A 14,445-nucleotide genomic window follows, 5' to 3' on the forward strand; every position below is an offset into this window, starting at 1 on the left:
AAAGTTATATGAGTAAATGAATCATGGACGTAGCAATTGTAAAGTAGATCATTAAGCCGAGAATATCATTCACAGTTGTAATGAACGGACCTGATGCTATTGCAGGATCGAGTTTAAGTTTATGAATTATTAGTGGAACGATGGTTCCGATGACTGTCGCGATGCTTAACGATAAGAAAATCGATAGTCCGACAATTAATGCAAGCCAGTAGCTTGAGTGTAATAAAGGAATAATCAGCATTAACACAATTGCACACATTAACCCTAGTATGAGGCCGGTACCAAACTCTCTCATCAGCATTTTACTTAACCCTTTTTTCTCAAGTGTACCGAGAGCGAGGGAACGAACAGCAACTGCGAGTGATTGTGTGCCAGTGTTTCCTGCAGAATCCATAATTAATGGAATAAACCCTGCTAACAATACGTACGCTTCAAGCGTTTCCTCAAACTGACCTATTACATTTGCTGTGATCATCCCGAAAAACATGAGTAAAATGATCCACGGTGCTCGCTTCTTTGCAGCAGTAAATGAAGAAAGAGTAATATCAGTAGCACCACGTGATGCTGCAAACTCACCGAAATCTTCAGTTGCTTCTTCCTCGATAACATCTAAAATGTCGTCGACGGTAATAATCCCGACAAGCTTATTATGACTCGTTACAACAGGGACAGCTAAGAAATCATACTTTTTAATAAGCAAAGCGACATCTTCTTGATCATCACTCGTTTTTACAGAAACGACACGAGAACTCATGACTACATCTACTTTTGTATCTGGATCAGCAATAATTAAATCCCTTAAAGAGACAACTCCTGCTAATTCATGCTTATCATTTATAACGTATAAATAATAAATTGTTTCCGCATCAGGACCTTCATTTCGCAGAAGGTTAATGGCGTCACGCACTTGAGCAGCAGCACGAATATTAATAAATTCTTTTGTCATAATCGCTCCGGCAGTCTCTTCTTCATAGCCGAGAAGCTCTTTTATATCCTTCGCGTCGTCATCTTCCAAACCTTCAATGATCTCATTTGCTTTTTCTTCATGAATTTCAGCTAAAAAATCAGCGACATCATCGGCAGACATGTGAGAAATCATATCTTGAGCATACGATTCATGCAGTTCTTGCAAAATATTTTTTTGATCTTCAAGCTCTAGCTCCTCAAAAATGTCAGAGAACTCTTCAGAAGATAAATATTGATATACGTGTGTACGCTGTTCTTTCTTTAATGTTAAGAAAAAATCTAATTGATCTTGCGGATGTAACTCTAAAAATAACTGCCGGAATTGCTCAATGTTTTCAGAAGTAAGTGCATTCATGATAGATTGAGCATATTGTTCGCGGTTTTGATCTGTTAACTTAACCATATTGATCGGCCTCCTCTTACAAGGCCAACACTCGGTGTGAAATGGCCTTGTTTATGCTGAATTGTATTTTTTGCTGACTTAACTGATAAAAGTTCCTACTGTATTCGGGAACGGGGTCCATTCCACACCACCTCTTTTCCTAAAAAATAAAAAAACACCTTCACGAATGAAGGTGTTTAAAAGCATCATTAAACTAACACGATGATCAATCCATCACGTCCTCCATTCGTAGAGCTTTAGCACTGTACGGCATAGGACGTTGCCAGCTGCATTAGAATACACCTTATGTCGATGAATCCAGTTGACCCATTGGCGTCTTTGGACGTTTTTGGGCAGCAGCATATCTCCGTACAGGAGCCTCACCTAACGAGGAATATTATTTTCACAATTGTTATCGTAAATGATACCGTTAATATCTGTCAACACCTTTAATGAAAAAGTGAATTTCGTTATTTCCTATAAAAATAGTTGGAAATGGTTCCCCTTCATCATGAAAAACCTTATAATATAATGTATATTAAACTATTTTGGAGGCGTGAGCGATGAAACGTAAATGGTTTTTGGGCGGATGTTTTATTTTGATGCTAACACTTTTCGGTATTACGTTCATGTCTGGTGAAAAGTCTGAGGCAGAAGCTGCCGCTATCAATTACGCAGAAAAATATTTCATTGAGGAATATGAAATAACAGATGAAGAAGTTGAAATTAATAGCATTCATTATTCTGAAGAGGAAGATCGCTATGCAGTAGCTATTAGCGAAGGCAATGACATTTATGAATTTGCTTTAAGACTTGATGAAAATTTAGATTTATCGTTTATTTTAGATGTAACAGGACAATTTGATGAATTTGGGTTAGCATATTGTCATTAACGATACGAAACAAAGGTTTGGGCGGTGTCTGTCCCAAACCTTTATTATTATATTCTTTGTAAACCACAGGCTCTGCCTGTGTGAAAATAAATCTTTAAGGGTTGTATTCGTGAGATTTCTTTAAAAGTAACGAATAGTTGGAAGGTATACTGCTAGCTTTCACCCCAGGGCACAAGTGCGACATCCGCTCTTACTTCACTTTGTTCGTATTCACGGTGTCTTCTTTGCCACGGACCAAATGAATAAGGTCCCTTAAGGGACTCTGGTGGTAAAGTGCCCTTATAGGGCGAAATTAAAACCGCCCGTTTTACGGGCGGATACTTATTTTAAGACGTGCCTCATTTGTACTAACTTTGAAGGCGGACTTTTTGAGTTCGTCTTCTTCTATTTATAGCTCCAAAGAGCGGTTCCCCCATGAATAAAGCTGTGATGAGCCTTTTTTTTCAGGTTTTTAGGTTGTTTTTTTGAAGAACTCCTCGTTTATTCCTGAAAAAAATGAGTTTATTCCTGAAATTTTTTGTTTTATTTGCGAAAAATCAGCTTTTATCCTGTAAAAAGACGATCTTATCCGCTAACTAGAATAATTCTAAATAACCCCTGTTTAACCTTACTAAAACTTCTCTCATATAAATCATTCTAAAACGCTAAAATCGTGCTTAAACAACATCGGTATCTTCGACAGATTTGCGTCTAAGCGTTGCTAGTAGAGAAAGTGGCAGCACTGTGATTCTTCCTCTACAAGATCAATCGAAGAAGAGAATGCGTCGAAGCATCTCGGAGAGGATTCAGCGAAGAGTGTTACATCACGAATAAGCTACGAGTTACCTTGACGGACATACTACGAAGCAACTCAGGTAGAGGAAGAGGCAGCATGAACGACGTGAGAAACATCCCTTACCTCGTCTACGATAAGTCGTGAGCGACGAGCGTTCACATCACGAGCTTCCACACGGACGTGGTTGACTTCGGCGTTCCCACAGGGACAGGACGCGGGGGTTTTAGCCGAAGTTCTGATCTAACGAGTTGTCTCGACGGACAGGACGTGGCGTATTGCCCGGTTGACGGATACACTCCAAAGCTAAAGTTAATTCTCTTGCTAAGGGCCTCATTAACGACAAGCCAAGTTTTGGTTAAATCATTATTTAGTTAATCGAAATATTAGCACACTAAAAAAATATCATGGAAATCCACAAAAAAAGATAGATATATGCTATAATAGATTCCTATTATTTATTAGGGAGCTAATTAAATGAATACGCAAGATATTGAACAAATGATTGGATATCATATAGGGGTCGTCTCTCACTTAATTCAAAATAAATACAATAAAAAGCTGTCGGAATTCGATTTAACGATTGCTCAAGCAAAGGTTCTATACAGGCTTGTGCAAAATGGAAAGATGACGCAGGCTGAAATTCAAAAACGATTGTACATTAAAGGATCGACAATGAATGGTATTATCGACACAATGCTTAAAAGAGACTTGATCGTTAAAGAAGACAGCAAAGAAGATCGAAGAACGAAGCACATTTCATTAACGGAAAAAGGAGAGCAACTTGAACGAAAGCTTTGGAGTTCTGTTGGAAATCTTGAAACAGAGTTAGTTGCTGGATTTTCAGAAGAAGAACAAAAGCTGCTCGTTTCATGGTTGAAACGTTTACGTGAAAATCTCGATAAAAATGAATAGTAGAATAAAGAGTAGAAAGAAGGAACAATCATGCAACAAAAACATCAAAGTGAACGCTTAGGAACAGAGCCAATTCCCAAATTGCTTAAAAACTTATCCATTCCGGCTATGGTCGGAATGTTTGTTATGGCTCTATATAATGTAGTAGATACGATTTTTATTTCGTATGGTGTTGGCATTGACGCTGTGGCAGGTGTAACGATTGCATTCCCGCTCATGATGATTATTATGGCGGTTGCTGCCGCAGTAGGTATTGGCGGTGCATCTGTCATTTCTCGTCGATTAGGAGAAAGACGAGAAAAGGACGCTAATTTTGTTTTTGGGAATATATTACTATTAATCTTCTTTTTTAGTGGACTTGGTTTAATAGGTGCCTTTACCTTTTTGGAGCCACTCCTTATATTATTCGGTGCGACACCTGAAATTATTGGCTATGCAAGTGACTATATGTTTCCAATCATGCTTGGAACCGTCTTTTTCTCATTTGCTTTTGCAACAAACAGTATTATCCGTTCAGAAGGAAATGCTAGATTTGCGATGATGACGATGATCATCCCATCTGTACTAAACATTATTTTATCTCCAATCTTTATATTTGGTTTTGACATGGGCGTACAAGGGGCAGCCATTGCAACAGTATTATCACAAGCCTCTGTCTGTGGAGTTGTCGTGAAGTATTTCTTAGCAGGTCAAAGTTCGATTTCTGTATCACTCGCTTTCATGACTCCGCGATTTGAATTGATGAAAGAAGTTATTGTTGTCGGCCTCCCAGCATTAGTTCGCCAAATTGCCGGAAGTGTCATGATGATTGCGATCAATGCGATGCTCATCCGTTTTGGAGGTGAGTTTTACGTAGGTGTATTTGGAATTGTCCAACGTGTAGCGATGTTTACGCTTATGCCGATGATGGGGGTGCTGCAAGGGATGCAGCCGATTGTCGGATACAATTATGGAGCAAACCAAATGGACCGTCTCCGTGAAACGGTTTGGCTAGGATTAAAAGTATCTACGGCCATTTCAGCTTTCGTCTTTTTAATCGTCATGTTTTTCCCGAACATCTTCATGCACGCTTTTACGAACGATCCACAAGTGATCGAAGCTGGTGTTGATGGAATGAGAGTCATGTTTGCAGCTGCCATCCTCATTGGTGCTCAAGTAGTTAGCGGTGGATTGTATCAAGCACTTGGAATGGCAAAACAAGCACTTGTTCTCTCAATGGCAAGGCAAATCTTATTTTTGATCCCGTTAGTGCTCATCTTACCGCATTATTTCGGGGTTATGGGAGTATGGCTTGCTTTTCCAATCGCTGATGTACTTGCATTCATATTATCAGTTGCATTCTTGTACCGAGATCGTAAGCTCTTTTTATTTGGAACTGAAAAAGAACAAACGAAGGTGGCAGAAGCAGTTTCATCATAATACGTGTCATGATGCAAGAGGTGTCTTAAATTTTACATTTGAGACACCTCTTTTTTTAGTGCGCCCAGCATGGGTGTAATCTATAGGGTGAAAGTCCCGAACCACGAAGGCAGAAGTAGTGGTTAGCCAAACGCAAGGGTGTCCATGGTGACGTGGAATCTGAAGGAAGCGAGCGGCAGACCTCCGGTCTGAGGAACACGAACTTCATATGAGGCTAGGTATCACTGGATGAGTTTGCTAAACAAAACAAAGTCCGTTCTGCCGAAGGTGGTACAGAGTAAATGAAGCAGATAGGTGGAGGGAAAGATTGCACTCTTACCTGGGGAGGCCTGGCTGTAACGCCAAGCTCACTTGGTAACCTATTTAGTGATAAATAGCTGAACAGTCAGGAGTCAGCAGAGGCCATAGTACTTTGAATGATCTAGAGATTTAAGGGAAGGGCCGAATCATTTAAGAAGAATTAGCGCTTGGCGTACGTATTACTCAATGAAGCAGAAACATATAATCCTTCCTAATGGAGGACGTGGTGAATCCCACAGGGGACATAAGAAGGGCTGAGAGTAATACCACACAAGAAGATGATCTAATTCACGTAGGAGATTGATAAGAATGTTGGAACGAGTTCTATCACGGCAAAATTTAAATCGCGCACTCGAAAGAGTGGAGCGTAATAAAGGAAGTCACGGTGTAGATGGGATGAACGTACAAAACCTACGACCTTATCTTCATGAACACTGGGCATCCCTGCGAGCTCAGCTCGAAAGTGGTACCTATCAACCTCAACCTGTTCGCCGAGTCGAAATCCCGAAACCGAGCGGAGGTAAGAGGAAATTAGGAATCCCGACTGTGATAGACCGTTTCATACAACAGGCTATTGCACAAACACTGAGTGAGGTTTATGACCCAACATTCTCCACCAAAAGTTTTGGGTTCCGACCAGACAAACGTGCTCACGACGCTGTTCGACAAGCTAGGGGGTATATTAAAGAGGGTTGTCGCTGGGTCGTGGACATTGACCTAGAGAAATTCTTCGATAAGGTAAACCATGATAGATTAATGAGAACAATAAGTTATCGAGTGGATGACCCCATACTACTTAGGTTGATACGTAGGTATCTTCAATCTGGTGTGATGGAGAAAGGCCTTGTCAGTCCTAATACTGAAGGGACTCCGCAAGGAGGACCGCTTAGTCCCCTCCTGTCTAACATTGTTCTAGACGAACTTGACAAGGAACTGGAGGAAAGAGGTCTTGCCTTCGTACGCTATGCCGACGATTGTAATATCTACGTCCGCTCTAGAAGAGCAGGTGAACGGATAATGGAAAGTATTACAACGTTTATTGAGAAGAAACTCAAACTGAAGGTGAACAAAGAGAAGAGTGCAGTAGACCGACCATGGAGAAGAACATTCCTAGGCTTCACTTTCACCAACAACATTAAACAACCGAAAATTAGAGTATCCAAGCAAAGTATTCAACGTTTTAAACTGAGAATACGAAAACTCACCTCGAGGAAATGGTCAATTTCTATGGGGGATAGGATAGAGAAAATCAACCGCTATCTGATCGGTTGGATGGGCTATTATCAACTAGCCGAAACTACCTCAGTCTTTAAAAGGATTGATGGTTGGCTTCGAAGAAGGTTGAGGATGATTCGATGGAAAGAGTGGAAGAAGATTAAAACGAAACAAAAGAATCTTAGGAAGCAAGGAATCAATGAACAACAGGCATGGGAGTGGGCTAATTCTAGACTAGGATACTGGCGTATAGCTAAAAGTCCTATATTAGATAGAGCCCTTGATAACCGATATTGGAATAATCAAGGGCTTAAAAGTCTACTTTTGAGATATCAATCGTTACGTTGGACTTAAATGAAACCGCCGTGTACCGAACGGTACGCACGGTGGTGTGAGAGGTCGGGGGTTAGTCACCCCCTCCTACTCGATTTACATTCTTTGTCAACCACAGGTTCTGCCTGTGTGTAAATAAACCTTTAAGGGTCGTAGTCATGAGATCTCTTTAAAAGTACGAATAGATAGAACGTATGCTGTGCTTCTTCCTCTACAAGATTAATCGAAGAAGAGAATGTGTCGAAGCAGCTCGTAGAGAATTCAGTGAAGAATCGCTCGTTGCTCCTGCGATTACTCGTCGCAGAAAAACAGTGCTCCTGCGATTACTCGTCGCAGACTCCATGCTTCTTCCTCTACAAGATTAATCGAAGAAGAGAATGCGTCGAAGCAGCTCGTAGAGAATTCAGTGAAGAATCGCTCGTTGCTCCTGCGGTTACTCGTCGCAGAAAAACAATGCTCCTGCGATTACTCGTCGCAAAAGCATTTGCTTGCTTATAGGGCAAAATTAAAAGCACCCGTTTTACGGACGAATAGTTTAGTTAAAACAAATATCTAGCTGAATTACAAGTAAACTCGATGCATCCTCTTAGCCTTGTGTGGAACCTTGAATACCTTTTTCGAAAAAATCCAAATCCTTCTTCTTCTACCTATTGACAAATTGATTAACAACCTCTATGGTTAGTTACATAAGTAATGAACCACGGAGGTTAACACTATGGGTCAATCGTTTGAGGAAGGACAGCCGATCTTCCAACAAATCGCAAAGAGAATCTCAGATGACATTATAAACCGGACACTTACCGATGGAGACCAAGTTCCGTCAACGAACCAATTTGCTCACCATTATCAAATTAACCCTGCAACTGCTGCCAAAGGAATTAACCTTCTTGTGGAAAAAGGCATTCTTTTTAAAAAGCGAGGAATTGGAATTTTCGTATCAGAAGGTGCGAGGTCGATCCTCATTGACGAACGTCGAGAAGAGTTTCATAAAGAATTTATTGTGCCAATGCTGAAGGAGGCGAAACAGTTAGAATTATCGAGTGGAGATATAAAAGAAATGATTGAACGGGGGGAGAACAATGAAAATTGAATTGAAAAACGTTTCAAAGACAATACTCGGTCAGCCAGTTTTAAAAGGTTTTTCCTGGAGTATTGATGAGCCAGGTATTTATGCAGTACTCGGTCCAAATGGGGCAGGTAAGACGACAATGATGCAAATCATGTCTGGGTTGTCCATACACGATTCTGGTGAAGTGCATGTGAACGGTGAAAATCCGTTTAACAACCGAAAAACGTTATCAGAAATTAGCTTTGTGCAAGAAAGTGATAATTTCAAACCTACATTAACAATTGAGCAAGTAATAAGTATCGTTCAACCGTTTTACCCAAACTGGAATCACTCACTTGCTAATACGTTAATAGATACTTTTAACCTTCCACGAAAAAAGCGGCTTAATCAACTGTCAAAAGGAATGGGATCAGCCCTTCACATGATCATCGGACTTGCAAGCCGAGCTCCTTTAACGATTTTCGACGAGCCATATATTGGAATGGATGCGAGAGCGAGAAAAACGGTATATCAGGCGATTCTTGATGATTACCTTGAATATCCTCGTGTTATTTTGTTCTCGACTCATTTTATTGAGGAAACAGAGAATTTATTTCAATCGGTTTGTATTATTGAGCAAGGAAGCAAGACGTTCGAAAGTAATATCGATCAACTATCCGAGCGTGCATTGCAAATTACGGGGCCAAAAGAAGTTGTTTATAGTTTAGCGAAAGAGGCATCAACTGTGTTAAGTACTTCAACGTTTATGAGTGAAGCAAGTATGAACGTATTATTAAACGAGGGGGAAGTATTAAATATTCCTCATACTTGCAAACAAAAGTCGATATCTTTACAAGATTTATTTATTGATTTTACGAGTCATTCCAAAGAAGGTGAGCACGTATGAAGCAATACAAATCAATGTTAAAAGTTTTATTTTCAGATATTTTCAAGTCTTTCGTTATTTTTTGGTCGATATACACAGTCATTACAATTGCTTCTTATACGATTGCCCACTTAGCATCAGTCGATAATATTCACCAAATGGGCATTCCGTTTGCAATTATTTGGATTGCGATTCACAGCTTCCAAGCGATAAAAAATGATTTTCCTTACATTATTAAATTAGGTGCTACGAGACAGCAGTTTACAATCGCTATAACGATTTTCGTGACGATTCTATCAATTGTCATGACGTTGACAAATTTCCTCCACTTATCACTTTTTGCGTTTCTTGCAGAACAAGTCCAAAGTATTACCCCTGTTACTTTTGTTACATGGGATTATCTCGGTCATACGATTTCTCTTGGAATGTCGTTAGTGATCGACGTGTTACTCGGAATGTCGATAGCATTTTTCCTCGTTCTTTTGGCAAGCTTGCTTTATCGATTTGGCAAACTTCCAGTATATGGTGTAATGGCTGTTCTGGTGATCGCGCTAATCATTCCGGCTACACATCAAAACTTAATTGAATGGGCAATTAATGTTGCTGTTGGAGATGCAACTTATACGATCTTCTGGCTTCTGCCAATCGCTCTTCTGATGAGCGTCATAAGCGGTCGGGTACTACAAAGAGCTTCGTTTCGGTAGTAGGCAAGTGAGGCTGTCCCAAAGATCCTTTCCAGACTTAATTTTGACTACGGAGGATGAGACAGCCTTGCCTTTAGTTACAAGTCTGAAGTTCGTTTTTCCCTTCTTAAGATGAGTTTTAGCAAATGCTGAATTCTTAAATGGTGGATGATTGTCATAACAATGATGATGGTGCTTAATAAATGACTGAACAACATAAATGTATACATTTTCTTAGAAAACATGATATCCCGCCCTTCTTTTTCGTTAGTGTGTGGAAAAACGAGTAGAATCATTACATCATCATATTTGCTTGTGACGAGGGTGACGACTGGACTCCATTAAAAGGAAAAAAGCCTATGCAGGTTGACGGCTTCAATGCTCGTAATAAAATCGAATCGGTCAGGCTATCGTCTAATGTGGTTCGTTATCACTCAAATAACGAACAATAACATTCAAAAAAATCTAAATATATGAATGAATGTTAATATTTCGACTTGAAAACGCTTTATTTTATGTTATAATTTTCTTATAATTACAAAAGTTTAAGGGAAGAGAAGAAGAGATCACCCTTAAGAACTAGTTTGGTCAAGCCACAACTATGTTCTTTTGGGCTCTCTTCTTCCTTTTTTTAACTTAATTTTCAAGCCGTGATTTATCTGTTTTAAAACAATTACTAGGAGGGCTTAAATTGAAGAAGTTATATTCCGGACTCATTAGTGTACTCATGTTAAGCGTATTAGCAGCTTGTGGAGGAGATTCCGAATCAAGTGGAGATGACATAGGAACGATTACGTTGTATTCACCTGAAACGCCAGACATGACAAGAGAAATGGCTGAAGCATTCGAAGAACAATATGGAGCAACAGTAGATGTACATTATGCGGGAACGAACGTGCTAGTTAACCAGATGATTGCTGAAATGGACAACCCTCAGGCAGACCTTTGGTACGGAGGTGGAGGTATCTTACCATTTGAAGCTGCGATCGAACATGGTTTCATAGAAGCCTATACTCCGGAGCTAGCTGAAGATTGGGAAGTCGTAGAAAATGGGATAAAAATGCGCCATGAGGATTGGATGTGGACAGGCGTAGAAGTTTTTGTGTTAGGACTGACATATAACACAGACTTAGTAAGTGAAGACGAGCTTCCGCAAACTTGGGATGACCTATTAGATCCGAGGTGGGAAGGTGAACTGCAAATGCCCAACCCAGCAGCCTCAGGAACAGCTACGTTACTCGTGTTAAGTCAAATGTTAGATAAAGGTGAAGAAGAGGCATGGGAATATCTCGATGCACTTGTTGATCAAATGAGTGCAATTCCAGACTCAGGCGGAGCACCGTCACAAGCGGCAGCGTCGGGCGAAGCGGCAATCGGAATCGGTTTTGACTTTATGGCATATCAAATGAAAGAACGTGGAGAATCTGTCGACTTCCATATCCCAGAAAATACACCGATCTTAGTCAATCCGGTTGCATTAGTAAAAGATGGTCCAAACCCTGAAGGAGCGCAGCTGTTCATTGATTTTATGTTATCTGAAGAAGGACAGCAAATTAAAGCTGATTGGCATCATATTGTCATCAATCCAGATGTAGAGTCAAAATCTCCATTATCACTAGATGAATTGCAAGATACAGCACAAGATTTAGATGTTGATTGGGTTGTAGATAATTATGACAGAATTCGACAAGAATGGCGTGACCGTTATCAATAAAAAGAATGAATCAACGTTTTTTACTTCGTGAGGAGGCAGACAAATGGGGTCAGTGGTTGTAAACGATTTATTGAAAAAATATAAAGATGTAACAGCGTTAAAGAGTGTCAATTTAAATATTCAGGAGGGCGAATTTTTCGCCCTGCTTGGTCCATCTGGATGTGGCAAAACGACGACGATGCGTTGTATTGCAGGATTTGAATCACCTACAGATGGTGAAGTTCTCATAGGCGGAAATTCGATGACACATGTTCCAGCTAACAAACGAAACTGTGGGATGGTATTTCAAAGTTACGCACTTTTTCCACACTATAATGTGTTTGAAAACGTCGCGTACAGCTTAACTGTACGTGAGCTTAACTCTGGTTCTATCGGACAAAAAGTGAAAAGTTTCGGCAGGCTGATGAGTAAACGGCTCGGGAAGCCAAGTAAAGACATTGAAAAGAAAGTAATGAATGCATTAGAGTATGTCGAAATGGCGCACTTAGCAGAAAGAGGCGTAAATGAGCTGTCTGGGGGACAACAACAAAGGGTAGCTCTTGCTAGAGCACTAGTGATGGAGCCAGCTGTTTTATTAATGGACGAGCCTTTATCTAATTTAGATAAAAAATTAAGAAACACGATGAGAACGACAATTCGAAAAATACAGCAGGATGTCGGGATAACAACGATCTTTGTTACCCATGACCAAGAGGAAGCGATGAGTATGGCAGACCGCATTGCTGTCATGAAAGATGGTGAAATTATTCAAATTGCCACTCCGACTGAATTGTATGGTAATCCAACAAACTCATTCGTTGCTGACTTTGTCGGGTCATCAAATATTTTTGAAGGAAAAGTCGTTAAGAGAAATAACGGAATTACAACGGTGAATGTTGGAGGAACGTTGTTAACTTCTACACAAAAGTCTCATAAGGATGATGTACAAGTTCTAATTAGGCCGGAAGGAATTGAAATCATTAATGATTCAAATAAAGGAGAAACACATAATGTCATAGAAGGTACCATTTCTATGTACACATACTTAGGGTCAAATATTCGATATGATGTGAATGTTAACGGACATGAGTATATGGTTGAACAGCCGTATCAACTCGGATCCCAACTAAAAGAGGTAGGCGAAAAAGTTACGCTAGATGTTCATCCTGGGCGGGTGTTATTAATATGAAACCTGAACTAAATACGAGCCCACCTGTTAAGCCGAATAAATCACGAAAAAAGATTTTTGCCAAGTTTGATAGTTTATCATTAATGAAATTTCTAATTGGAGCTTTCTTCTTTTTATTTTTAATCTTACCATTACTTTCGATTCTTATAGTCAGTTTCACTGGACAGCCTGTGAATATTCTCGGTTCATTGATTAATTCTGATATACTTTCGACGAACATTGAGAGATTATCGAATGCATCGTTAGAACATTGGGCAAACCTATTTGGCGGTGGAGTCTATTTCTCGGCACTAACGAATAGTTTGTCTTTATCACTTGGTGTATCTCTATTAGTCATTCTCATGTGTTTGCCGATTGCTTATGGGTTTGCGAGAACGACAATGCCGTTAAAAAAAACGTTCGCTGCCCTCTGTACAATGCCAATCATCGTTCCAACGTTTATTTCTGCCGCGGGATTTATCATTATGTTTGGACGAACAGGATGGGTTACAACATTATATCAATATTTAGGTGGAGACGGAGCACTCTTTCCTGTCTATTCAATGACAGGTATCGTTTTAGTCCAAATCTTCTTCTTTTTTCCATTTGCCCTTTGGCCAATGGTAGCCGCTTTTAAAATAAGTGATATTTCTTTAGAGGAAGCGTCTCAAAATATGGGAGCAAGAAACTGGATTACGTTGTTATTTATCACTTTCCCACTAGCGATCCCAGGGATCATTTCTAGTGCTCTACTTATTTTTACGGTTAGCTTTTCAGATTTTGGTACACCAATCATCCTTGCTCCCGATGGACTGAATTTAATCGTAGTAGAAGCGTATCGCGAGATCTCCGGCTTTTTTAACTGGGCAGGAGCATCAATTTTAACGGTTGTGATGGTCGTTGTTGCAGCAATCTTTTTCTGGCTGCAGCGTTTAGTTACAAAAGGGAAAGATTATGGGACATTGTCTGGAAAGCCGAAACAAGCTAAATTAAATGATCATAAAATCGTGACGACTTCTTTAGCTGTGTATACAGGGATCATTGTTTTAGTTCCTTTGTTAGCCGTATTATCTGTTCTCATGCAGTCATTTGCAACAACTTGGGGGGCAGACTTACTTCCAAGAGGATTTACAATCGATCATTATCGAACGATTTTTACCCGCTCGACAGATAATATTATAAACAGTATCGTGCTAGCAGGCGGAGCGTTAGTATTAAGTGTGATTATCGCGACCTTTGTTTCGTACTTTGTCGTTCGTGAAAAAGCGATGAAACTTGATTTTCTATCATCACTTCCATTAATTGTTCCTGGCATCGCATTAGGGATTGCATATATTCAAACGTTCAATACTGCCCCTCTCCAATTGACTGGAACAGCGTTTATTTTAATCGTGGCGTATGCTATCCGGCGAATGCCTTATATGATTCGATCAACAATGGGAACGATGATGGCGATAAAGAGTGATATTGAAGAGGCTGCAGTTAACCTAGGGGCTTCAAAGCTTTTAGCGATTGTAACAGTTGTAGGACCGCTCATGCTGCCGGGAATTGCAGCTGGATCGATCTTAGTATTTGTAACCGTCATTAAAGAAACGAGTATTACGATTTTAATGGCACCATCCAACTGGGCACCAATGTCTTTAGTTGTATTCCAAAACCTTTTACGAGGGGAAATTTATACGGCCTCGGCAATGGCGATTTTAATTATCGTGGTTGTTTTAGTCTTGCAATCTATCGCAAATAAACTGACAAAAAATTCGCTTTATTAAAGG

The 14,445-nt window shown here is 40.0% G+C and carries 13 protein-coding genes and 1 riboswitch; of the genes, 11 read left to right on the top strand and 2 right to left on the bottom strand.

Translation table 11 applies throughout. The features are described 5' to 3' along the window. Window positions 1-4: 4 nt before the first annotated feature. Window positions 5-1,369 (bottom strand): magnesium transporter, encoded by a 1,365-nt coding sequence (gene mgtE, locus CD001_RS06455; RefSeq protein WP_096186733.1) that lies wholly within the window; start codon window positions 1,367-1,369, stop codon window positions 5-7. A 214-nt stretch (window positions 1,370-1,583) separates the two neighbouring features. Next, window positions 1,584-1,747, bottom strand: a riboswitch (M-box (ykoK) riboswitch). A gap of 164 nt (window positions 1,748-1,911) precedes the next feature. On the opposite strand from mgtE, the gene CD001_RS06460 reads away from it, so the two are divergent. The 8 genes from CD001_RS06460 (at window position 1,912) to CD001_RS06490 (ending at window position 9,833) form a co-directional block, all read left to right on the top strand. Beyond that, entirely contained in the window at window positions 1,912-2,241 is a 330-nt protein-coding gene (locus CD001_RS06460) for a hypothetical protein (protein ID WP_096186734.1), read from the top strand. Window positions 2,242-3,490: 1,249 nt separating this feature from the next. After that, window positions 3,491-3,928, top strand: coding sequence for a MarR family winged helix-turn-helix transcriptional regulator (locus CD001_RS06465; RefSeq protein ID WP_096186735.1), 438 nt, complete (start codon window positions 3,491-3,493; stop codon window positions 3,926-3,928). A 30-nt stretch (window positions 3,929-3,958) separates the two neighbouring features. Continuing rightward, window positions 3,959-5,347, top strand: a complete 1,389-nt coding sequence (locus CD001_RS06470; protein ID WP_096186736.1) for an MATE family efflux transporter — start codon at window positions 3,959-3,961, stop codon at window positions 5,345-5,347. A 609-nt stretch (window positions 5,348-5,956) separates the two neighbouring features. After that, entirely contained in the window at window positions 5,957-7,216 is a 1,260-nt protein-coding gene (gene ltrA / locus CD001_RS06475) for a group II intron reverse transcriptase/maturase (RefSeq protein WP_096186737.1), read from the top strand. A gap of 216 nt (window positions 7,217-7,432) precedes the next feature. Beyond that, on the top strand, window positions 7,433-7,693 hold the full coding sequence (locus tag CD001_RS25915; RefSeq protein WP_142303552.1) for a hypothetical protein: 261 nt from the start codon (window positions 7,433-7,435) through the stop codon (window positions 7,691-7,693). Window positions 7,694-7,910: 217 nt separating this feature from the next. Beyond that, on the top strand, window positions 7,911-8,285 hold the full coding sequence (locus tag CD001_RS06480) for a GntR family transcriptional regulator (protein ID WP_096186738.1): 375 nt from the start codon (window positions 7,911-7,913) through the stop codon (window positions 8,283-8,285). Beyond that, the gene (locus CD001_RS06485; protein ID WP_096186739.1) at window positions 8,275-9,150 is read left to right on the top strand and encodes an ATP-binding cassette domain-containing protein; all 876 of its coding nucleotides are present in this window, start codon (window positions 8,275-8,277) and stop codon (window positions 9,148-9,150) included. Before CD001_RS06480 ends, CD001_RS06485 begins: the two co-directional genes overlap by 11 nt. After that, entirely contained in the window at window positions 9,147-9,833 is a 687-nt protein-coding gene (locus CD001_RS06490) for a hypothetical protein (protein ID WP_096186740.1), read from the top strand. Before CD001_RS06485 ends, CD001_RS06490 begins: the two co-directional genes overlap by 4 nt. Before the next feature lie 77 nt (window positions 9,834-9,910). Here CD001_RS06490 and CD001_RS26315 read toward each other — a convergent pair whose 3' ends face one another. Beyond that, window positions 9,911-10,057, bottom strand: coding sequence for a hypothetical protein (locus tag CD001_RS26315; protein WP_179298637.1), 147 nt, complete (start codon window positions 10,055-10,057; stop codon window positions 9,911-9,913). A gap of 446 nt (window positions 10,058-10,503) precedes the next feature. Here CD001_RS26315 and CD001_RS06495 point away from each other — a divergent pair, with 446 nt between their 5' ends. Genes CD001_RS06495 through CD001_RS06505 form a run of 3 tightly spaced genes read left to right on the top strand, consistent with a single transcriptional unit; the run spans window position 10,504 to window position 14,442 of the window. After that, window positions 10,504-11,526 carry an ABC transporter substrate-binding protein gene (locus CD001_RS06495; RefSeq protein WP_257009732.1) on the top strand — a complete coding sequence of 341 codons (1,023 nt, stop codon included), beginning with the start codon at window positions 10,504-10,506 and terminating at the stop codon, window positions 11,524-11,526. A gap of 43 nt (window positions 11,527-11,569) precedes the next feature. Then, window positions 11,570-12,694, top strand: a complete 1,125-nt coding sequence (locus tag CD001_RS06500; RefSeq protein WP_096186741.1) for an ABC transporter ATP-binding protein — start codon at window positions 11,570-11,572, stop codon at window positions 12,692-12,694. Beyond that, the gene (locus CD001_RS06505) at window positions 12,691-14,442 is read left to right on the top strand and encodes an ABC transporter permease (RefSeq protein WP_096186742.1); all 1,752 of its coding nucleotides are present in this window, start codon (window positions 12,691-12,693) and stop codon (window positions 14,440-14,442) included. The genes CD001_RS06500 and CD001_RS06505 overlap by 4 nt, the downstream gene beginning before the upstream one ends. Window positions 14,443-14,445 lie beyond the last annotated feature (3 nt).

This window comes from Evansella halocellulosilytica, assembly GCF_002335745.1.
GTDB lineage: Bacteria > Bacillota > Bacilli > Bacillales > Salisediminibacteriaceae > Bacillus_CA > Bacillus_CA halocellulosilytica.